Raw genomic sequence first — 22,050 nt, 5'->3', positions numbered from 1 at the left:
ATTGAGGTGAATTAAATGAGTATAAAAGCTGAAGAGATTAGTTCTCTTATTAAAGAACAGCTTAATAAATATCATGAAGACCTCTCAGTTGAAGAAGTGGGTACTGTTACTTATGTTGGTGACGGAATAGCTCGTGCTCATGGATTAGAGAATGCTATGGCAAATGAACTTTTAGAGTTTTCTAATGGATCATATGGTATGGCATTAAACCTTGAATCTGATGATGTTGGTATCATTATTCTTGGTAAATACGATGACATTCGTGAAGGAGATACAGTTAAAAGAACTGGTCGAATTATGGAAGTGCCTGTAGGTGATGAACTTATTGGTCGTGTCGTTAATCCATTGGGACAACCAATTGATGGTAAAGGTGATATTAAAACAACAAAAACAAGACCTATCGAATCACCAGCTCCTGGTGTTATGCAAAGAAAGTCAGTTTCTGAGCCTTTACAAACAGGATTGAAAGCTATTGACTCACTTGTACCGATTGGTAGAGGTCAACGTGAATTAATTATCGGAGATAGAAAAACTGGTAAGACATCAGTTGCTATCGATACTATTTTAAATCAAAAAGATCAAGACATGATTTGTGTTTATGTTGCTATTGGTCAAAAAGATACAACAGTTAGGAATCAAGTAGAAGTACTTAGAAAATATGGCGCAATGGATTATACAATTGTTGTAGAAGCTGGACCATCTTCTCCAGCCCCTCTATTGTATATTGCTCCTTATGCTGGTGCTGCAATGGGTGAAGATTTCATGTATCGTGGAAAACATGTTTTAATCATTTATGATGATTTAAGCAAGCAAGCTACTGGTTATCGTGAACTCTCATTACTTCTTCGTAGACCGCCTGGTCGCGAAGCTTATCCTGGTGATATTTTCTATCTACATTCACGTTTATTAGAAAGAGCAGCTAAATTAAGTGATGATCTAGGTGGTGGGTCAATGACAGCTTTGCCAATCATAGAGACTCAAGCTGGTGATATTTCTGCTTATATTCCTACGAATGTTATTTCCATTACTGACGGTCAAATTTTCTTGGAAAGTGATTTATTCTATTCAGGAACAAGACCTGCTATTGATGCTGGTGCTTCGGTTTCACGTGTTGGTGGAGATGCTCAAATTAAAGCTATGAAAAAAGTAGCTGGTACTTTGCGTTTGGATCTTGCTTCATATCGTGAATTAGAGTCATTTTCACAGTTTGGATCTGATCTAGATTCTGCTACACAAGCAAAACTAAATCGTGGTCGTAGAACTGTTGAAGTATTGAAACAGCCTGTTCATTCTCCAATTCCAGTTGAAAAGCAAGTTATGATTTTATATGCACTAGGTCACAGCTTCTTAGATGAGGTTGAAGTAGATAATATCTTAGATTATGAAACAAAACTATTTGATTATTTAGATAGTAATAATGCAGATTTATTAAAAGAAATCAAAGAAACTGGTAAGTTGCCAGATACTGAAAAACTTGATTCTGCAATTAAATCATTTACGGATGGTTATGTTGCAGGGCAAACTAAAAAATAATAGATCGGAGGTGGCAAGATGGCAGAATCTTTAATTGATATTAAGCGTAGAATTGCTTCTACAAAAAAGACCGGACAAATCACTAATGCTATGCAGATGGTTTCAGGTTCTAAATTGATGAAGATTGAAAAGCAATCAATAAATTATCAAATGTATTCTAATAAATTGAAAAGTGTTGTAAGTCATTTAGCCTCCAGTAAATTATTAGAAAGTGTTGGCTCTGCAAGTACATCGACAAATTCAGCTAATCTTTTATCATTGAATAATTTATTGGTTAAAAGACCAGTAAAAAAATCCGCATATATGGTTATTACCAGTGATCGAGGATTAGTTGGTGGATATAACAGTAATATTTTAAAAGCAGTGATGTCTATTTTTAAAGAGAAACATAATGATAATAAAGATGAATTTGTTATTATTGCTATTGGTGCTACAGGTGCTGAGTTTTTTAAAAATCGTGGATATAATGTTGCTTATGAATATCGTGGAATTAAAGATATTCCTAGTATTGATGATGTTAAACCAATTGTTAATACATTAATTCAGCTTTATATTTCTGGAGTTTATGATGAATTGTTTATTTGTCACAATCATCATGTTAATTCTTTGACTTCAGACTTTGTTTCTGATCAATTGTTGCCAATTACAGCTCCTGCTAAGAATGATAATAAGGTTTCAGAAGAGTATATCGCTGACCCTTCACCAGAAGAGGTATTACAATCAATACTTCCACAATTTGTTGATAGTTTGGTATTTGGTGCCATGCTGGATGCTAAAACAGCAGAACATGCTGCGTCAATGACAGCTATGAAGAGTTCTACTGATAATGCTAATAATTTAATTTCCACATTAACAACCAAATTTAATCGTGCAAGACAAGCTCAAATCACCACCGAAATCACTGAAATTGTTGGTGGGGCTGCTGCACTTGAATAAGAGAAAGGAGTAACGTAATGCAAGAAGGAAAAGTTGTTCAAGTCATTGGTCCTGTTGTTGATGTTGAGTTTTCTCTTGACAGTCAACTTCCAGATATAAATAATGCTCTTGTTGTTTCAAAAAATGACGATACAACCGTTACTCTTGAAGTTGCCCTAGAACTTGGTGATGGTGTTTTAAGAACTATTTCAATGGGTTCTACAGATGGTCTTCAAAGAGGAATGAAAGTAATAGATACAGGCGCTCCAATTTCTGTACCGGTAGGTAAAGAGACCTTAGGACGTGTGTTTAATGTACTGGGTGAAGCAATTGACGGTGGAGAAGAATTTGATAAGGATTTCCGTCGTGATAGTATTCATCGTGAAGCTCCAAAGTATGAAGAACTAAGTAATACCAAAGAAGTTTTGGAAACTGGTATTAAAGTTATTGACTTATTAGCTCCATATCTTAGGGGTGGTAAGATTGGATTATTCGGTGGTGCCGGAGTTGGTAAGACTGTTTTAATTCAAGAGTTAATTCATAATATTGCTGATGAACATGGTGGTATTTCAGTATTTACTGGAGTTGGTGAAAGAACTCGTGAAGGTAACGACCTTTATTATGAAATGAAAGAATCAGGAACGCTTGAAAAGACTGCTATGGTATTTGGCCAAATGAATGAGTCTCCGGGTGCTCGTATGCGAGTTGCTCTTACAGGTTTGACAATTGCTGAATATTTCCGTGATGTTGAAGGACAAGATGTTTTGTTATTTATTGACAATATCTTTAGATTTACTCAAGCTGGTTCAGAAGTTTCAGCCTTGTTAGGACGTATGCCTTCTGCTGTAGGTTATCAACCAACATTGGCTACTGAAATGGGTCAATTACAAGAAAGAATTACTTCAACCAACAAAGGATCTATAACATCTATTCAAGCTATATATGTTCCTGCTGATGATTATACTGATCCTGCCCCCGCAACAACGTTTGCGCATTTAGATGCAACTACTAACCTTGAAAGATGGTTAACAGAACAAGGTATTTATCCTGCTGTTGATCCATTGGCTTCAACTTCAAGTGCGCTCGATCCAGAAATAGTAGGAAAAGAACATTATGAAGTAGCCGTTGAGGTTCAAAGAGTTCTTCAAAGATATCGTGAACTTCAAGATATAATTTCTATTCTTGGTATGGACGAACTATCTGACGAAGAAAAAACCATCGTTGCTAGAGCAAGAAGAATTCAATTTTTCTTATCTCAAAACTTCCATGTTGCTGAAACATTTACTGGACAACCAGGTTCATATGTTCCAGTAGAAGAAACAGTTAAAGGATTTAAACAAATTCTTGAAGGTAAGTTTGATGATTATCCAGAAGATGCCTTTAGACTTGTTGGTGGAATTGAAGATGTTATTGCCAAGGCAAAAGATATGGGATATTCTTCAGAAGAATCAGCTGATAATACAAAAAAAGCAGCTAATGAATAGGGGGTAATAAAATGGCTGACGAAAAAAATATTTTAACAGTCAATGTAGTTACTCCAGATGGTCTTGTATATGATCATCATGCTACTTTAATTATTGCTAAAGCAATTGATGGTGATTTAGGAATCATGGCAAATCATGAACCTATAATTGCTCCATTAAAAATTTCAGAATTACGTATAAAAAGACCTGATAATCCTCATCATGAAGATGCTATTGCAGTTAATGGTGGATTTTTAGAGTTTAGTAATAATATAGTTTCAATTGTTGCTGATAGTGCAGAACGCGCTCGTGACATAGATTTGAGACGTGCTGAATATGCTAAGCAAAAAGCTGAAGAAAAAATTGAACATGCTAAAGAAACCAGTGATGTTGATAGTGAGCAAAGAGCAAGAGTTGCCCTTGCAAGAGCTGTTAACAGAATTAATGTTTCAAGTCATAAACAAAATTAATTTAAAACTCTGATATTTAAGTATCAGGGTTTTTTTGTTGTATAAAAAAATGTTATTATTCTTTAAGGAGTCGTTATAAATATAAAAAAGATAGAATCTATGTGTTAAAATTCTTTTAAAAGGATGGTTTATTTATGTCTACAATTGGTCTTAATGGAGTGTTAACAATTTTAAGCCATGTTTTTTTTATTTGGATAAGTTTTAATGTTATTCAAGTTATTGATTTTAATAAATTTATAAAAAAAGGTAATCCACAAAGAGCCCAAGTACTATTAATGTTTTTTGCAATAACATTGGGCTTTACTGTTAGTAATTTTTTTATTAGCTTAATTGAAGCTTCACAAAGTTTAAAATATTTATTTTAGAATGAATGAGGAAGACTATGGAACAAATAGTTATAAATGGGGTAACTAAATTAAAAGGAGAAGTAGAGATTGAAGGTGCCAAAAATGCTGCATTGCCAATACTCGCTGCTACAATCCTAGGTTCAAAAGGAAGTACAAGATTAGAAAATATTCCACCGTTATCTGACGTTGTTATAATGAGTAAGGTTTTAAAAGAATTAAATATTAATGTTAAATTTGATCGATTTCAAAAAATTATGACAATAAATGCAAGTAATCAGCTTAATTTCACTGCTCCACAAGAATTAGTTGAAAAAATGCGTGCATCTATTGTTGTTTTGGGACCTCTTGTTGCAAGACTAGGACATGCCAAAGTGGCTATGCCCGGCGGATGTGCAATTGGAAGTAGACCAATTGATTTACACTTAAAAGGACTTGAAAAACTGGGAGTTGAAATAAAACAAGAGTCTGGTTTTATTGAAGCTACAGCCAATCAATTAAAAGGCGCAAGTATATATCTTGATTTTCCAAGCGTTGGTGCTACACAAAATATAATGATGGCGGCAACTTTAGCAAAGGGAGATACTGTAATAGAAAATGTTGCTAGAGAGCCTGAGATAGTTGATTTAGCCAATGTTTTGAATAAAATGGGTGCAAAAGTTTCAGGTGCAGGAACTGATACAATAAAAATAAAAGGCGTTGAAACATTACATGGATGTGAACACTCAATAGTCCAAGATAGAATTGAAGCTGGTACTTATATGATAGCCGCTGCAGTTTCCAATGGGGATGTTTTGATTAAAGACGCAATTTATGAACATAATAGACCGTTATTGTCAAAATTGATTGAGATGGGTGTTAAGGTTGAGTCAAATAATGAGGGTATTCATATCGTAGGGCCATCAGTTTTGAAACCAACGGATGTTCAAACATCACCTCATCCAGGATTTCCAACAGACATGCAGGCACAAATTACAGTTGCACAATTGGCTGCTAATGGAATAAGTACAATAAATGAAACTGTATTTGAAAATAGATTTATGCATTTAGATCAACTTCGTAAAATGGGAGCAAACTTTAAAATAGAAAGAAACTCTGCCACCTTACTTGGGCCTACTCAATTTGTTGGGGCAACAGTGGCTGCAACTGATTTAAGAGCGGCAGCTGCATTAGTTATTGCTGGGATCATTGCGACTGGCGAAACGAGAGTTTCACATCTTGAATATATGGATCGTGGATACTATAACTTAGTTAAGAAATTTAAAAATCTAGGTGTAAATATTAAACGAGTAAATATCGATTCTTTAGGTAGAGAAACATTAGTTGCTAATGAAGAAACTGATGAATATTTTAATTTGGCTTAATCTTAAAAAAGACAGTCATACCTGTCTTTTTTTGTTTAATAGATATGATATAATTTTAGAGTTAGAAATATTAGGAGGCTTAACATGGCTAAAGATATCGGGATAGATTTGGGAACTGCTAATGTATTAATTTATGTAAAAGGGGAAGGTATTGTTTTAAATGAACCTTCTGTTGTTGCCATGAATACGTCTACAAATGAAGTAGTTGCCGTTGGGAGCGAAGCCTATGAAATGGTTGGTAGAACTCCAGGAAATATACAAGTAATTAGACCTTTAGAAGATGGGGTTATTTCTGATTTTAAAACAACGGAAAGCATGTTAGATTATTTTATTGGTAAATTAAATTTAAAAAGTAGATTTTCAAAGCCTAATATAATGATTTGTTGTCCAGCAGATGTAACCTCAGTTGAGCAAAGAGCGATAATTGAGGCTGCAGAAAAAGCTGGTGCTAAGCAAGTATATTTAGAATTTGAACCCAAAGTTGCTGCTGTTGGTGCAGGTATGGATATATTTAAACCACAAGGAAATCTAGTCATTGATATTGGTGGTGGTACAAGTGATATAGCTGTGCTATCAATGGGATCAATTGTTGCAAGTAATTCTTTGAGACTTGCTGGTGATAAGATGAACTCTGATATACAAAATTATATCAAACAAAAATATAATCTAATGATTGGTGAGCGTACAGCAGAAATTATAAAAAAAGAAGTAGGTACAGCGTTTGAACCTGATGCAAGCTCTAGTTTATCAATTAGTGGTCGAGATTTAATGTCAGGATTACCTAGAGAGATTTCAATCAATGAAGTGGAAGTTGAAGAAGCTTTACATGAATCATTGAATTCAATTATTGAAGCTACAAAAGGAGTCTTAGAAGTAACGCCTCCTGAACTTGCTGCAGATATTGTTGATCGTGGTGTAATGTTAACCGGAGGGGGATCTTTACTAAAGGGAATGGATAAACTATTTTCTAAAGAACTTCAGATTCCTGTATTTTTAGCAGATCAACCTCTTGACTCTGTTGCATTAGGAACTGGTATTTTACTTGACCATATAGAAAAAAAGTAAATGATTAAGAGATTATTTATTTTTTTGGTGATTTTTTATCAAAAAAATATTAGTGTTTATACGCCTGCAACTTGCAGGTTTGAGCCAACATGTTCAAGTTATATGATTGATGCGTTAAAAAAACACGGAGTTATATTAGGATTAATAATGGGTATAGCAAGGATTATTAGATGTAATCCGTTTAATAGTACGGGTTTTGATCCTGTTGGAAAAAAGTTCACTATTTTTAGAAATAAACATCCATATGAATAACTAGGAGATAATTTTGTCTAAGAAAAACAAACCTAAAGAAGTTGAATTAAAAGAAATAAAAAATGATACAAATTACGAATTATGGGAATCAAAATATTTAATTGGTCGCATAAACAAAAATGATGAAAAATTTGAATATCAATTGAATGGTAAAAATGCTACTAAGAGTGTAAAAACACTTGATGAAGCGATAAATGAGTTATTGATGCAATATAATTTGCATACGCATTAGTTGAGGTTTTATTATGGATAATAAAAAAAGACGTAAAACTAGAGATGATGATTCTCGTATAGATTATGGGATAATTTTATCAGTCATGTTGCTAGCTTTGATTGGTATCATGTCTATCTATGTTGCCGCGTCACATGATCCAAATGGCGGGTCTGCCTTACGACAGGTTGTTACGCAAATTGTTTGGTATGCCATTGGTGTAGGATTAGTAGCGTTTATTATGCAATTTGATGCTGAAGATTTGTGGAAACTGGCACCTTATGCATACGGTGCGGGAATCGTTTTATTAGTATTAGTTTTGTTTTTATACAGTAGAGCATACTTTGTCAAAACTGGTGCAAAGAGTTGGTTTGCACTTGGACCTTTGACGTTTCAGCCTTCCGAGATTATGAAACCGGCCTTTATCTTGATGATAGGAAAAGTTGTTGCTAATCATAATAATGAACATCCTGTTCATACATTTAAAAGTGATGTTAAGCTAATTGGAAAAATGATTGGCTGGGTATTACCAGTTTTAATTTTATTAAAATTACAAAATGATTTTGGAACAATGCTTGTATTTGTTGCCATACTTGGTGGAGTATTTTTAGTTTCTGGTATTGATTGGAAAATAGTACTTACCGCTTTTGGATCTGTTGCCATACTTGGTGGAAGTGCATTGACGATGGTTGCTACAGACGGAGGAAGAAAGATATTATCAAAATTAGGATTTGCATCTTATCAATTTTCTCGAGTTGATAATTGGCTTAATCCTTCACAAGATACGTCTAATTCTGGTTATCAGTTATGGCAAAATATGAAGGCTATTGGATCTGGTCAGTTATTAGGAAAAGGATTTAATCATGTAGATGTTACGGTTCCTGTTCGAGAATCGGATATGATATTTTCAGTAATAGGTGAAAATTTTGGATTTATCGGGGCATGTGTATTAATATTTATTTACTTCCTACTAATTTATCAAATGATTCGCGTTACTTTTGATACAAAAAACGAATTTTATGCATATATGTCAACTGGAGTTATTATGATGATACTTTTCCATGTTTTTGAGAATATTGGAATGAGCATCGGATTATTGCCATTGACGGGTATACCGTTGCCATTTATTTCTCAAGGTGGTTCAGCCTTATTAGGAAATATGATTGGAATTGGACTTATTATGTCAATGAGGTATCATCACAAGAGCTATATGTTTGGAGATACGAAAACCTTTAAATAAAAAGGAGTGACAGTAATGGAAGAAGTTTCTGAGTATTTAAATATTATTGAGGATGATAATTCAATAAGAATCGGTTTAAAAAAGAATAGTAAAGATGCTTTGGGTGATGTTAAATTTGTCGATATAATGTCTTCTAATGGAAAGCTAAACAAAGGTGATATGTTTGCTTCAATTGAGGCGAAAAAGGCGGTCATCGAGCTAGAAGCTCCATTTGAAGGAGAAATTATTGATGTAAATAAAGAAATTGAAGATAATCCAGAAAAAATATATGACGATGATTCTTGGATAGTGAAATTAAATAAGGCATAATTTGTATATGACGTAGCGTTTTGATATTATCTAATATGGATATGTTAAAACGCTATTTTATAAGGGGAGCGCGTTAAATAATTGGGGGAATTATAAAGTCAGTATTAATTTGGAGGAAGCCGGATAATGAAAATATCAGGTGAAAAAATAAAAACACGGCGCAAAGCTCTTGGCTTATCACAAAGTGAATTAGCTGATAAGATATGTACTCAAGCCACAATTAGTTTAATCGAGAAGAAAAATAAAGTTCCTAGTATGGAAATTTTAATTAATATTTGTGATCGTCTTGAATTAAATATTGATTCTGTAATTGAAGAAGATGAAAATCAAATAAGCAATATTTTTAAAAGAGCTGAGAAATATATGGCTGATTTGAATTATGAAGGTATTAATGAGGTCATAGGAAAAATAGATGAGTCTCAGTTGACTAGTTCACAAGAATTAAAACAATATTATTTTTTTAAGGCTTATATTGAATTGAAGTTAAATAAAAACTATGATAAAGCAATTTTTATTTATACTAGGGCATTTAATATAAGTACACATAGTAGTGATTTTTTTGATACGTTAATAAATATATATATTAGTCAAGCATATCTAGGAAAAAATGCATATGAAGAAGCAGAAATATATGCTAAACAAACCCAAGAAGTGATTGATTCAAATTATTTCAAGGAAGATGATACTTCTATAAATAAATTGTTGATATATAAAAATATCGCTAATGTGTATCAAACTTTAAAAAATGATGAATTAGCAATTCATTATGCAAAAATGGGAATAATTGAATCTAAAAAAAGAAAATCATATTTTTTGTTAGATTATTTTTATTTAATTTTAGCAGAATTAGAAAATGATAAGTTTGCGTTAACGGCTGCTTATGTTATCAGCTCTATTATGGAAAATAAAGAAATATATAAAGAAATTAGAAATATAGCTGAAAAAAGAAATATTGAATTATAAAAAGCTGGGGAATTATTCCTCAGCTTTTTTAGATGGTTTCTTATTGTCTAAATCTGTTCTTACAACTAAAACATCGCATTTAGCAGTTCTTGTAACGTATTCAGTTACTGAACCGATTAATAAACGTTCTACTGCATTTAATCCAGTAGCACCAATCATTATTAAATCGACACCAACTTTTTCCGGAAATTCATGTGAAATTATGGTTTTAGGAGCTCCATACTCAATTGCAGAATCAACATCTATTATTCCTTCTTCTTTAGCTGTTTTTTCATAACTATCAATTGTTTCTTTTGCTTTTTCTGTTACTTGTTCAACCATTTCCGAATCGAAACTTGAAACACTTTGAAAAGCCCTTGTATCAATTACATGTAAGATATGTAATTTTGATTTATTTCTTTTTGCAACTTCAACAGCTTTTTTGAATGCTAACTCAGACTCAAAAGAACCATCTACTGGAACTAAGATACTTGTATATTGTTGTAACATAGTATCACCTCATTTGCTTTTGTATACTTTCATTGTAGACCATAGGTAATGCTTTTAACAAGTTTTATATATGAAATTTATTTGAAATAAAAATAGCATAATATGCAGCGCATATACTTCCAAATAGTAAAGCGAAAATACTGAAAGTTTTATTATTAAAAACAATAGTAAGTAGACTAATTATTCCAGCAATTAAGAATAAAATAGAAATAAATCTAGTTGTTAATTTATATTGTGTCAAATATTCTGGTTTAATTTTAATAAATGGAGTATTGGTATGCTTATATAGATAATACGAAATAATAAGCATAACAATTCCAAAAATTATCATTAATATATTAATTATCATAATTCCTCCAATAAAAAAGCGGCTCTATATGAACCGCTAAAATACTTTAAATGTCGTTTAGCATTTTATAGTTGTCCCCGCTTTTTTAAATAGAATTAGGATGTCTCATAATTAATCACTACTTTGCACAAAAGCTTGATCATAGTTATGAATAACAAATCCAAGGACATGTAATAATTGTTCAGTCAACTAAATTTAATGCCTATCAATCATTCAAGTATTTATATCGTTATCATATCAACAATATGAATATTTTTCAATCTTTATGAGCCTGATTAATTTTATCATATTGTAGTTTTAATGCTTGTTCATATTTTCCGGTTGTCTTAGGAGTGTAATATGACTGTGACTTTATTTTATCGGGTAAATATTGTTGATCAATCCAATCATTTGGATAATTATGTGGATATTTGTAATCTGTACCATGGCCAAGTTTTTTTGCGCCAGAATAATGTGCATCTTTTAGATGATCAGGTATAGACCCAATATCTTTTGTTTGAATATCTGAAATTGCTGCATCGATTGCTTCCATTGCGGAATTTGATTTTGGACTTAAGCAAAGATCTATTATAGCCACGGATAGTGGAATTCTAGCTTCAGGTAATCCTAATGACAAAGCAGCCTGAGTTGCTTCAACGGTTCTTGCACAAGCTTGAGGGTTAGCTAGACCAATATCTTCATAAGCACAAACAGTTAATCTTCTAACAACTGAAATTAAATCACCAGCTTCAAGCAATCTACCCATGTAATGTAATGCAGCATTTGCATCGCTACCTCGAATTGATTTTTGAAAAGCTGAAACCACGTCATAGTGACCATCTCCATCTTTATCTGCGGTGATTGCTTTTTTTTGAATAGACTCTTGAATAACTTCTAAAGTTAAATGAATAATCTCATCCGTGCCAGGCTTTGTGGATTTGGCCGCTAGCTCTAATCCATTTAATATAGTTCTTAAATCACCGTTTGATGATGTAACTAGCAACTCAAGCGCGTTGTCGTCAAGTTTTAGATTAAGATTACCTAGTCCATTTTCTTTGTCTGATAAGGCACGAAAAACAGCTTTTTTTAAATCTTTTTCTTGTAATGGTTTAAGTTCAAAAATTTGAGTTCTTGAACGTATGGCAGGGTTGATATTTATATATGGATTTTCTGTTGTAGCACCAATTAGTATTATTGATCCTTGCTCAAGTAGAGGTAATAAAAAATCTTGCTTTGTTTTATTAAGTCTATGTATTTCATCGAGTAATAAGACTACTGTGCCACTTAGCTTTGCTTCTTCAGCGACAATTTTTAGTTCTTTTTGTCCATCAGTAGCAGCGTTTAAAGTACGAAAAGCATATTTTGTACTTCCAGCAATTGCACTAGCAATACTTGTTTTTCCAATTCCAGGTGGACCATATAAAATCATTGAAGATAATAGCTTGGCATTAACCATTCTTCTAATTATTTTTCCAGGTCCTACCAAGTGTTCTTGACCAACAATATCATCAATTGTTTTTGGCCTCATTTTATAAGCAAGTGGTTGTTGCATTGAAATACTCCTTAAATTTGTATATGTTTATAGTATCAATAAAATGCTAGGAGGTAAAAATGTTTAATTCGAAAGACTTTGAAGTTTTTCAAGATCCTACATTAAACGGTAGGCTAGAAAAAATAAAAGAAATAATTGATCCTAAATTCGAAAAATTTGGTAATGATTTATTGAAAGAATATCAAAAAGATTTTTCTAAAGATCTATACATACACATTGCCAAACATCTTCGAAGACATAAAAATCCACCGCCTGATACTTGGTTTGCTATTAGTATGAATAAAAGAGGGTATAAAGCATATCCACACTTAGAGCTTGGTTTTTGGCCTGATTGCTTTTTTACTAATATTTCTTTTTTAACAGAATTATCAGATAGGAAACAAATAGTTGAAATTTTAAATGATAATATTCAATTTAATAAGGGCTTAGGGATATCTGGAGATCATACAAATAGTGATTTAGAATTAATGGATAAAAAAAATTTTAAAAAAATAGTGAATAGATATTTAAATGTTAAAAGTGCAGACTTGGTTATTGGCTTTAAATATGAAAGAGAATCATTTTTGAATGAAGAAATGATAAATAATCTGCCTATTTTATTTGATATTTTAAATAAATTTGAAAAATAAAAAAGCATTCCAAGCGGAATGCTTTTTGAATATCCAGTATTAAAGAATTTGGTTGTAGAATTCAACAACTAATGATTCATCAATTTCTGGGTTTAGTTCTTCACGTTCTGGAAGTCTAATAAGTGAACCTGAATTTGTGTTTTCGTCAAAGCTTACAAATGCTGGACGTCCAACAACTGATTCAAGAGCTTCTTTTACGATTGTTAAATCTTTTGATTTTTCTCTTAATGAGATAACTTGTCCAGGTTTAACTTCGTATGAAGGAATATCTAAACGTTTTCCATCAACTAAAATGTGACCATGGTTTACTAATTGGCGAGCTTGTGGTCTTGTTGAAGCTAAACCTAAGCGATAAACAACGTTATCTAGTCTTGTTTCAAGAAGAGCCATCAAATTAGCACCGTGAATTCCGTCCATTTTACCGGCACGAATAAATAAGTTACGGAATTGACGTTCATTTAATTCATACATAAAACGTAATTTTTGTTTTTCTTTAAGTTGTGTACCGTATTCAGAAACTTTTCCACGACTATTTGGACCATGTTGACCAGGTGCGTAAGGACGACGAGCTAATTCCTTACCTGTTCCTGAAAGTGAGATTCCTAAACGACGTGATAATTTCCATCTTGGTCCTGTATATCTTGACATATAAATGTCCTCCAATTTTTTTTGGAGTAAAATAATATATAACTATAAGTTCTGCATTCGTTCAGTTCGCTTTTCAATCTTCACCTTTGCAGCCGTAGGTTACACAATTGAGCTATTACGCGTTGAACTGTTGACGAGCTTGCCACTTATCGCTGCATTATTTTACACAAGTGATATCATACCGATAATAGGTGTATTAGTCAAGATAATTACGGTAATGCAATTGTTAATTTTATTAAAAGTTGTTTAAAGATGTTAAATATTTATGGAAGGGGTTTGCTATAATTAAAAGTAATGTAAATTATAGACTGAGGTGGGAATTTTGGCGTTAAACATTTTTATCGCAATTGTAGTTATTCTTATCCTAATTGTGGTTTTTGTTTGGTATATGTCAAATAAAAACGAAAAGGATTTAATTGAGGCTCAAGACCGTATCGACTTACTAAAAATCGGTAATATAAAAAAGATGATTGATGATCTTCAAAGCATCCAATTCACTGGAGCTAGTTTAAAAAGTTATCAAAATCAGATAGATATATACAATAATATTGTTGATAATTCAATCCCGATAATTAACAGTGAACTAGAAGAAATTCAAGAAGATAATTCAAAATTTAAAGTTTTTAGTGTTCATTCTCAATTAAAAACTAAATTTAAAGAGATTGATAAAGTTAAAGAAGAGATAAATAAAGCAAATCTTGGTCTTATAAAGTTGGCTGATAGTACAAAGAAGAATGCATCTCAAAGTACTGAGTATAAGAATAAATATCAAGAAATTAGAAAACAATTACTTACGAAGTCCTTTATATACGGCCCAACTGCTCCTAAATTAGAGGAAGAATTAAAACAGCTTGAGGTTCAATTTTCTAAAGAGTCTGAATTAACTCAAAAAGGTGATCACTTAGAGGCAAAGAATTTATTAGACAGTATAAAAAAAGATATTGATAGAACAGATTGGCAGATGAAACAAATTGAACCTCTTTATCAAAAGTTAATTGATGTTTTCCCGGGCCAATTAGATGAGATTGAATCAGTTTATGAAAAAATGAAAACTCAAAAGTATGATTTTCCAAAGCCAAGTATTGATGATGGTATTATAGAAGTTACTGATAAAATTGCTGATTCAAAAGAAAAACTAGCGATTTTTGATTTTGGAGCAGTAACGGAAATGAATAAAAATATTGCTCAAAAAATTGAAAGCTTATATGATACTTTAGAAAAAGAAGCCAAAGCAAAAAATGAAGTTTCAAAAATTAATAATTCTATATTTGATTTCTTGCAGCATGCTCATCATCAAAATGAATATTTATTAAAAGATATAAATGAAATTGAACGTCACTTTATACTATTAAATGATGAAAAGACATTTGTTGAAAGTAGTAAAAATGAAATTTATGAATTAATCGAACAATATAATCAATATTCAGAAGAAATGTCGACAGACAGTGTTATATATTCCGAAATTTTAAAATTTTATCAAGAGACTAAAAAAAGACTTACAGAAATAGAAGAGCAACAATTAGCTACTCATGAAAATATTCAACAAATGATAAATAGTGAAAAAGTTGCTAAAGTTAGTGTAGATAATTTTTATAATAGTCTTAGGAATCAAAAAAGAGAAGTTGACCAAATGAGGTTACGAGGACTTCCTAAAGAATATCTAGATTATTTTAAAATGGTATCAACTGAGATTGCTAAGTTAGAAGATCAATTAAATGAAACAAGAATAAATATTGAAGATATTTCAAAACAATCAATTATTGTTCAAGAAGATTTAAATAATCTTGAACAAAAGACAAAAGATTTAATTTCAGATGTTAAACTTACTGAGATGGCAATTCAATATTCTAATAGATATATAAATTCAGATGAGGAAGTTAGATTTGCTTCTCAACTATCAAAGAAATTATTCGATCAAGAATTTGACTATAAGCGTGCATTAAAAGTGATATCTGATGGCTTGGAAAAAGTTGAGCCAGGTTCAATTAAGAGATTAAAAGATACAATGGATGCATGATTTATTAAAATGGTATATTATATTGAAAGAAAAAAAGCCGCGCGAACGGCTTTTTTATTTGAAATGGTGGTAGATAAAATGATTTATTTTGATAATAGTGCTACAACAAAGATTAATTCTGAAGTTTTAAAAACATATCAAAAAGTAAGTGAAGATTTTTATGGAAATCCTTCAAGTCTTCATAAATATGGTGAAAAAGCATTTCAATTATTGGAAGCATCACGTCAACAAATAGCAGATTTATTGAATGTTAAATCTTCAGAAATATATTTTACTAGTGGTGGAACTGAAGGCGATAATTGGGTTATTAAAGGAACAGCAATGGAAAAACGTGTTTTTGGTAAGCATATTATTACTAGTTCAATTGAACATCCAGCTGTTCTTAATACAGTAAAACAATTGGAAAAATTAGGTTTTGAAGTAACATATTTACCAGTAGATAAAAATGGATTTGTAAGACCTGAGGATGTTAAAAACGCCATAAGAAAAGATACAATATTGGTTTCTATAATGGCTGTGAATAATGAAATTGGCTCTGTACAGCCTATCAACGAAATAGGAGAAATTTTAAAAGATTATCCAACAATTCATTTTCATGTTGATGCTGTTCAAGCAATTGGTAAGGGCTTAGACGGCAAGTTTATGAATGATAGAGTTGATTTTATGACATTTTCGGGACATAAATTTCATGCACCTAGAGGAGTCGGCTTTATTTATTATAAAGAAGGCAAACGAATAGAAGATTTATTGACAGGTGGGGGCCAAGAAAATAATCAACGTAGTACGACTGAAAATACACCTGCAATAGCAGCAATGGCAAAATCGTTACGTATGTTAAAAACAGATGAAAAAATGTCTGCTCAAAATCAGTTAGAAATAAAAAAAATGTTAATTGATCATCTAAGTAAAATGGAGAATGTAACAATATTTTCTCCAGTTGATGAAAATTTTGCACCTAATATAGTATGTTTTTCACTTCACGGTGCACGTGGAGAAACAATTGTTCATGCATTTGAACAATATGATATTTATATATCAACTACAAGTGCTTGCTCATCTAAAAAAGGTGTTGAATCAGGAACTTTAAAAGCAATGCACGTAGATGAAAAGATTGCAACTAGTGCAGTAAGAGTTAGTTTAGATGATACCAATACTAAAAAGGAAATGTTATCATTTATAAATGCTTTAGATGAGATATATAATCACTTTCAAATTTTAAATTAAGGATGAGTTCATGAATTATACAGAAATAATGGTTCGCTATGGCGAATTGTCAACTAAGGGTAAAAACCGTAAAGATTTCATTAGTAGATTAAACGGCAATGTTACTAAAGTTTTAAATGGAATTGATGGATTAAGTATTAGACCACATCGCGATAGAATGCATATACAACTCAATGGTGCCGACTATGAAGAAGTGATGACCAGATTAAAAAAGGTCTTTGGAATACAAACTTTTTCACCAAGTGTTAAAGTTTCTAAAAACTTTGAAGATGTTAAAGAAGTGGCACTTGAGATGATGAAAGAAGTTTATAAAGAAGGGATGTCTTTTAAAGTAAACACCAAAAGATCTGATCATGAATATGAATTAGATACTAATGAAATAAACTTGCAACTTGGAGATTATATCTATACTAATATTCCTGGTATTTCTGTGGAAATGAGAAAACCAGATATTAAGTTATTAGTTGAAGTAAGACAAGATGGTATTTATTTATCAAATCAAACTATTAAAGGTGCTGGTGGACTTCCTGTTGGAACAGCAGGTAAGGCAGAATTAATGTTATCTGGAGGAATCGATTCTCCAGTTGCTGGTTACTTAGCTATGAAGCGTGGCGTTGAAATAGAAATGGTTCATTTTTACAGTCCACCATATACAAGTGAGAATGCTCTAAAAAAAGCTAAGGAACTTACAGGGAAATTGGCTGCATTTTCTGGACCAATTAAATTTATTGCAGTGCCATTCACGGAGATACAAGAAACAATTAAATCAGAATTGCCTGAAGGATATTTAATGACTGTTCAAAGAAGATTCATGATGAGGTTAACTGATTTAATAAGAGAAAAAAACGATGGGTTAGCTATATTTAATGGTGAAGCTGTAGGTCAAGTAGCATCTCAAACTCTTGAAAGTATGGTGGCAATTAACGATGTTACTAATACACCAATTTTAAGACCTGTTTCAAATATGGATAAAACAGAGATAATAAAAATTGCTGAAGATATAGATACTTTTAACCTATCTGTTCAACCTTATGAAGATTGTTGTACAGTATTTGCTCCACCAAGCCCCAAGACAAGACCTAATTTACAAAAAGCAAGAGATTTTGAAGCTAAGTTAGATGTTGACGGACTAATTAGTCGTTCTTTATCAGGAATCGTTGAAACAACTATTATGCCAGGAGAAACATTCTTGGATGAAAAAGAAGAAGAATTTAGTGAATTATTGTAATTCTATTGACGAGTTAAAATAATTACATTAATATTTTGTTATAGGCTATGAACGAGAGTTTTTTTAGAAATTGATTTTTAGAGAGAATGAGTTTGGTGAAAATCATTCAATCAATCTGAAAAATGTTACTTGGGAGCCATCTAATGATCGGGATATCCGTTATCTATTTGAGGAGAGCACTTTGTGTTCTTAAAATTAGGTGGTACCACGAGCATTCGTCCTATTATGGACGAATGCTTTTTTATTTGAAAAATTAATTACTGAGGTGAACTAAAAATGAAAGAAGTAAATATGGAGCCTAAATATAATCCAACTGATGTTGAAAAAGGACGATATGATAGCTGGCTAGAAAAAAAGGTTTTTAAACCATCAGGTGACAAAACAGCTAAACCATATTCGATAGTTATTCCTCCTCCAAATGTAACAGGGAAGCTTCATTTAGGACACGCATGGGATACAACAATTCAAGATACTTTAATTCGATTAAAAAGAATGCAAGGATACGATACTTTATATCTTCCAGGAATGGATCATGCTGGGATTGCTACTCAAGCTAAAGTTGAAGCCAAATTGCGTTCTGAAGGTAAAGATCGTCATGAAATGGGAAGAGAAAAATTTGTTGAACAAGTATGGGCATGGAAAGATGAATATGCAACAACAATCAAATCCCAATGGGGTAAATTAGGATTATCATTAGACTATGATCGTGAAAGATTTACCCTTGATGAAGGATTGTCAAAAGCAGTTAGAAAAGTCTTTGTTAAGTTATATGAAGAAGGACTAATCTATCGAGGTGAATACATTATCAATTGGGATCCACAATTACAAACAGCACTTTCTGATATAGAAGTAATTCATCAAGATGATGAGGGTGCATTTTATCATGTCCGTTACCCATTTGCTGACGGAAGTGGTGACATTGAAATTGCAACGACTAGACCAGAAACAATGTTTGGTGATACAGCAGTTGCGGTAAACCCATCAGATGATAGATATACTGATTTAGTAGGAAAAGAATTGATTTTGCCATTAACAGATAGAAAAATTCCAATAATTGCTGATCATCACGTTGATAAAGAATTTGGAACAGGAATGGTTAAAATCACACCTGCACATGATCCTAACGACTTTGAAGTTGGAAATCGTCATGATCTTGAAAGAATAAACGTTATGAATGATGACGGGACAATGAATGAACGTACAGGTAAATATAATGGTATGGATCGTTTTGAGGCTAGAAAAGAATTAGTTAAAGATTTAGACGAACAAGGATTTTTAATTAAAGTTGAACCAATGATACATAGTGTAGGACATTCAGAACGTTCAGGTGTACAAGTGGAGCCACGTTTATCAACTCAATGGTTTGTTAAAATGAAACCATTAGCAGAGGCCGCATTGAAAAATCAGGATACCAAAAACAAAGTGAACTTTGTTCCTGATAGATTTGAACATACATATAATCAATGGATGGATAATGTACATGATTGGGTAATATCACGTCAATTATGGTGGGGACATAGAATTCCTGCTTGGTATAACAAAAAAACTGGGGAAATGTATGTCGGTGAAACTGAGCCTAAAGATATTGAAAATTGGGAACAAGAAAATGACGTTTTAGATACTTGGTTTTCTAGTGCATTATGGCCATTTTCAACAATGGGTTGGCCTAATGAAGATAGTGAAGACTATAAGAGATATTTCCCTACTAATACACTTGTTACCGGTTATGATATTATTTTCTTCTGGGTTTCTAGAATGATTTTTCAAAGTTTGAAATTCACTGAAAAAAGTCCATTTAAAGATGTTGTCATTCATGGTCTTATTCGTGATGAACAAGGACGTAAGATGAGTAAATCATTAGGCAATGGGATTGACCCTATGGATGTAATTGAAAAATATGGTGCTGATGCGTTACGTTGGTTCTTAATGAACGGTTCAACTCCAGGACAAGATACTAGATTTAGTTATGACAAGATGGACGCAGCTTGGAATTTTATTAATAAAATATGGAATGCAAGTCGTTATGTAATTATGAATTTAGAAGAAACCCCAGCGGTTGAGTCAATTCCTGATATGAGCAAAAATGATTTGTCAGATTCTTGGATTTTAGCTAAATTAAACGACACAGTAAGTGAAGTAAATATATTATTTGAAAAATTTGATTTTGGTGAAGTTGGTCGAACAATGTACAACTTCATTTGGAACGATTTTTGTGATTGGTACATTGAAATGAGTAAAGCTACTTTAAATGGAGATGATGAAGATGCTAAATCTCACAAACGATATGTACTTGCGTATGTGTTAGATCAAATTTTGAAATTAATGCATCCAATTATGCCATTTGTAACTGAAAAAATTTGGTTGAGTATGGAACATATTGGAGAATCTATTTCACTAAAAGATTACCCAACGATACATTCAGAATTTGAAAATGATGTTGCTAAAAACAATATGAACACTTTAATAGATTTAATTAAAGCTATTAGAAAAATACGTTCAGATGCTAATGCACCTTTATCTAATCCTGTCGATATAATTATTAAGGCACATGATGAAAATATTAAGGCTACAATAGAAGAAAATATTGAATATATCGAACGTTTTGGTCATCCTAAGAATTTAGATGTTAATTTGAATGCTAAGGCTCCGGAACTAGCAATGACAGAAGTAATCAATGGAGCAGAGGTTTACGTACCTTTGGCCGAATTAATTAATATTGAAGATGAAATTAAACGTCAAGAAGAAGAATTAGGTAGGGTTCAGGCAGATATTGATTTTGTAAATAAAAAGTTATCGAATGAAAAATTTGTAAGTAAGGCACCAGAAGCCGTTGTAAATGAACAACGTGAGAAATTGTCTGTTTACGAACAAAGAAAAGAAAAAATTGTTGATAGAATTAATCAACTTAAAAAATAATTTGTTAAAAAAACATTTAATTGAAGTAAAACTCAAAAATTAGATGTTTTTTTATTTTCAGATTTAATATCTGTATTATTTCTGTAATGTGTAAACTATTTGAAATGAAAATAATGAAAATGAAATTGGCTCAAAGTACTGTTATTAAAGAATATTCAGATGAAAAAGCCAGCAAATAGGCTTTTTTTAAATTGTATATTTCTCATTTTCAGAAATATTAATGTAATATACATGTAATTTTTCTCTGATTTGTTCGTAATAATGAGATGTTAAAGTAGTCTTTGTTAAATAAAGCAAAATATTTAGGAGATTTTATGAAACTTTCAAAAATAACTTTTAGTCTTTTAGGAGTACTACTTTTAACTGGAGCTACAACAACTAGTGTACTTGCTGCAGATACATATACAGTTCAATCAAACGATACTTTGTCAAAAATTGCTGACGAAAATGATACAACTGTTGATTCAATTGCAAAATTAAATGATATTAAAAATATCGATTTGATCTTACCAGGTCAAGTATTGAAGTTAGATAAAGATGCTAAGGTAGAAAATACTACAAATGCTACACCAGCAGTTCAAGCTGCTGTTACTACACCAGCTCCTGTAGCTGCACCAGCTGCATCAACATATGTACCATCAGTAAGTGGTGATGAAAATTCAGCTAAAGAATGGATTGCACAGCGTGAATCACATGGTTCATATAGCGCAAGAAATGGAATGTTCATTGGTCGTTATCAATTAACTGATGCATATTTACATGGTGACTATTCACCAGCTAACCAAGAACGTGTTGCTCATAACTACGTATACAGCCGTTATGGTTCATGGCAAGGAGCTAAGAATTTCTGGCTAAGTCATGGTTGGTACTAAGATTAATAGATTAAGTAA

At 32.0% G+C, this 22,050-nt stretch carries 22 protein-coding genes and 1 other annotated feature; of the genes, 18 read left to right on the top strand and 4 right to left on the bottom strand.

All coding sequences use genetic code 11. The annotated features are described in order from the left end of the window. Positions 1-15 precede the first annotated feature (15 nt). The 12 genes from atpA to ACUV9F_RS04765 all read left to right on the top strand — a co-directional run bounded on the left by atpA (position 16) and on the right by ACUV9F_RS04765 (position 10,129). The gene (gene atpA / locus ACUV9F_RS04820) at positions 16-1,533 is read left to right on the top strand and encodes a F0F1 ATP synthase subunit alpha (protein ID WP_446183234.1); all 1,518 of its coding nucleotides are present in this window, start codon (positions 16-18) and stop codon (positions 1,531-1,533) included. An 18-nt stretch (positions 1,534-1,551) separates the two neighbouring features. Then, positions 1,552-2,469, top strand: a complete 918-nt coding sequence (locus ACUV9F_RS04815) for a F0F1 ATP synthase subunit gamma (RefSeq protein WP_446183233.1) — start codon at positions 1,552-1,554, stop codon at positions 2,467-2,469. 17 nt (positions 2,470-2,486) lie between these two features. Further along, positions 2,487-3,932 (top strand): F0F1 ATP synthase subunit beta, encoded by a 1,446-nt coding sequence (gene atpD, locus ACUV9F_RS04810; RefSeq protein ID WP_446183232.1) that lies wholly within the window; start codon positions 2,487-2,489, stop codon positions 3,930-3,932. A gap of 11 nt (positions 3,933-3,943) precedes the next feature. Then, positions 3,944-4,381 carry a F0F1 ATP synthase subunit epsilon gene (locus ACUV9F_RS04805; RefSeq protein WP_446183231.1) on the top strand — a complete coding sequence of 146 codons (438 nt, stop codon included), beginning with the start codon at positions 3,944-3,946 and terminating at the stop codon, positions 4,379-4,381. A gap of 134 nt (positions 4,382-4,515) precedes the next feature. Next, positions 4,516-4,746: a DUF1146 family protein gene (locus ACUV9F_RS04800; RefSeq protein WP_446183230.1), complete on the top strand. Its 231-nt coding sequence runs from the start codon at positions 4,516-4,518 to the stop codon at positions 4,744-4,746. A gap of 17 nt (positions 4,747-4,763) precedes the next feature. Beyond that, positions 4,764-6,089, top strand: coding sequence for a UDP-N-acetylglucosamine 1-carboxyvinyltransferase (murA, locus tag ACUV9F_RS04795; RefSeq protein ID WP_446183229.1), 1,326 nt, complete (start codon positions 4,764-4,766; stop codon positions 6,087-6,089). Positions 6,090-6,173: 84 nt separating this feature from the next. Beyond that, positions 6,174-7,154 (top strand): rod shape-determining protein, encoded by a 981-nt coding sequence (gene mreB, locus ACUV9F_RS04790; protein ID WP_446183228.1) that lies wholly within the window; start codon positions 6,174-6,176, stop codon positions 7,152-7,154. Positions 7,155-7,157: 3 nt separating this feature from the next. Continuing rightward, entirely contained in the window at positions 7,158-7,406 is a 249-nt protein-coding gene (yidD, locus tag ACUV9F_RS04785; protein ID WP_446184355.1) for a membrane protein insertion efficiency factor YidD, read from the top strand. Between the two features lie 13 nt (positions 7,407-7,419). After that, the gene (locus ACUV9F_RS04780) at positions 7,420-7,638 is read left to right on the top strand and encodes a DUF2969 family protein (protein WP_446183227.1); all 219 of its coding nucleotides are present in this window, start codon (positions 7,420-7,422) and stop codon (positions 7,636-7,638) included. 13 nt (positions 7,639-7,651) lie between these two features. After that, positions 7,652-8,857 (top strand): FtsW/RodA/SpoVE family cell cycle protein, encoded by a 1,206-nt coding sequence (locus tag ACUV9F_RS04775; RefSeq protein ID WP_446183226.1) that lies wholly within the window; start codon positions 7,652-7,654, stop codon positions 8,855-8,857. Between the two features lie 15 nt (positions 8,858-8,872). Then, entirely contained in the window at positions 8,873-9,166 is a 294-nt protein-coding gene (locus ACUV9F_RS04770) for a glycine cleavage system H family protein (RefSeq protein ID WP_446183225.1), read from the top strand. A 126-nt stretch (positions 9,167-9,292) separates the two neighbouring features. Then, positions 9,293-10,129, top strand: a complete 837-nt coding sequence (locus tag ACUV9F_RS04765; protein WP_446183224.1) for a helix-turn-helix domain-containing protein — start codon at positions 9,293-9,295, stop codon at positions 10,127-10,129. Between the two features lie 12 nt (positions 10,130-10,141). On the opposite strand, the gene ACUV9F_RS04760 is transcribed toward ACUV9F_RS04765, so the two are convergent. The 3 genes from ACUV9F_RS04760 to ACUV9F_RS04750 all read right to left on the bottom strand — a co-directional run bounded on the left by ACUV9F_RS04760 (position 10,142) and on the right by ACUV9F_RS04750 (position 12,498). Next, positions 10,142-10,618, bottom strand: a complete 477-nt coding sequence (locus tag ACUV9F_RS04760) for a universal stress protein (RefSeq protein ID WP_446183223.1) — start codon at positions 10,616-10,618, stop codon at positions 10,142-10,144. Positions 10,619-10,682: 64 nt separating this feature from the next. Next, positions 10,683-10,967: a hypothetical protein gene (locus ACUV9F_RS04755; RefSeq protein ID WP_446183222.1), complete on the bottom strand. Its 285-nt coding sequence runs from the start codon at positions 10,965-10,967 to the stop codon at positions 10,683-10,685. A 256-nt stretch (positions 10,968-11,223) separates the two neighbouring features. Continuing rightward, entirely contained in the window at positions 11,224-12,498 is a 1,275-nt protein-coding gene (locus tag ACUV9F_RS04750) for a replication-associated recombination protein A (RefSeq protein ID WP_446183221.1), read from the bottom strand. Between the two features lie 59 nt (positions 12,499-12,557). Here ACUV9F_RS04750 and ACUV9F_RS04745 point away from each other — a divergent pair, with 59 nt between their 5' ends. After that, positions 12,558-13,127 carry a DUF1054 family protein gene (locus ACUV9F_RS04745; protein ID WP_446183220.1) on the top strand — a complete coding sequence of 190 codons (570 nt, stop codon included), beginning with the start codon at positions 12,558-12,560 and terminating at the stop codon, positions 13,125-13,127. 39 nt (positions 13,128-13,166) lie between these two features. Here the strand turns inward: ACUV9F_RS04745 and rpsD are convergent, their stop codons facing one another. Continuing rightward, entirely contained in the window at positions 13,167-13,775 is a 609-nt protein-coding gene (gene rpsD, locus ACUV9F_RS04740) for a 30S ribosomal protein S4 (protein ID WP_446183219.1), read from the bottom strand. Between the two features lie 322 nt (positions 13,776-14,097). Between rpsD and ACUV9F_RS04735 the strand changes: the two genes are divergently transcribed. The 5 genes from ACUV9F_RS04735 to apf all read left to right on the top strand — a co-directional run bounded on the left by ACUV9F_RS04735 (position 14,098) and on the right by apf (position 22,032). Then, the gene (locus ACUV9F_RS04735) at positions 14,098-15,792 is read left to right on the top strand and encodes a septation ring formation regulator EzrA (protein ID WP_446183218.1); all 1,695 of its coding nucleotides are present in this window, start codon (positions 14,098-14,100) and stop codon (positions 15,790-15,792) included. Between the two features lie 78 nt (positions 15,793-15,870). Next, on the top strand, positions 15,871-17,016 hold the full coding sequence (locus tag ACUV9F_RS04730) for a cysteine desulfurase family protein (protein ID WP_446183217.1): 1,146 nt from the start codon (positions 15,871-15,873) through the stop codon (positions 17,014-17,016). 10 nt (positions 17,017-17,026) lie between these two features. After that, positions 17,027-18,244 carry a tRNA uracil 4-sulfurtransferase ThiI gene (thiI, locus tag ACUV9F_RS04725; RefSeq protein WP_446183216.1) on the top strand — a complete coding sequence of 406 codons (1,218 nt, stop codon included), beginning with the start codon at positions 17,027-17,029 and terminating at the stop codon, positions 18,242-18,244. A gap of 38 nt (positions 18,245-18,282) precedes the next feature. Then, positions 18,283-18,470: a binding site (T-box leader), on the top strand. A 50-nt stretch (positions 18,471-18,520) separates the two neighbouring features. Continuing rightward, on the top strand, positions 18,521-21,160 hold the full coding sequence (locus ACUV9F_RS04720; protein WP_446183215.1) for a valine--tRNA ligase: 2,640 nt from the start codon (positions 18,521-18,523) through the stop codon (positions 21,158-21,160). 314 nt (positions 21,161-21,474) lie between these two features. Then, complete coding sequence (gene apf / locus ACUV9F_RS04715) at positions 21,475-22,032, top strand: aggregation-promoting factor (RefSeq protein ID WP_446183214.1); 558 nt, start codon at positions 21,475-21,477, stop codon at positions 22,030-22,032. The last annotated feature ends 18 nt before the right edge of the window (positions 22,033-22,050 follow it).

The organism is Daquilactobacillus linshuiensis (genome assembly GCF_052828685.1).
The sequence above is the reverse complement of the archived record's forward strand: the minus strand, read 5'-3'. Positions and strand labels throughout refer to the sequence as shown.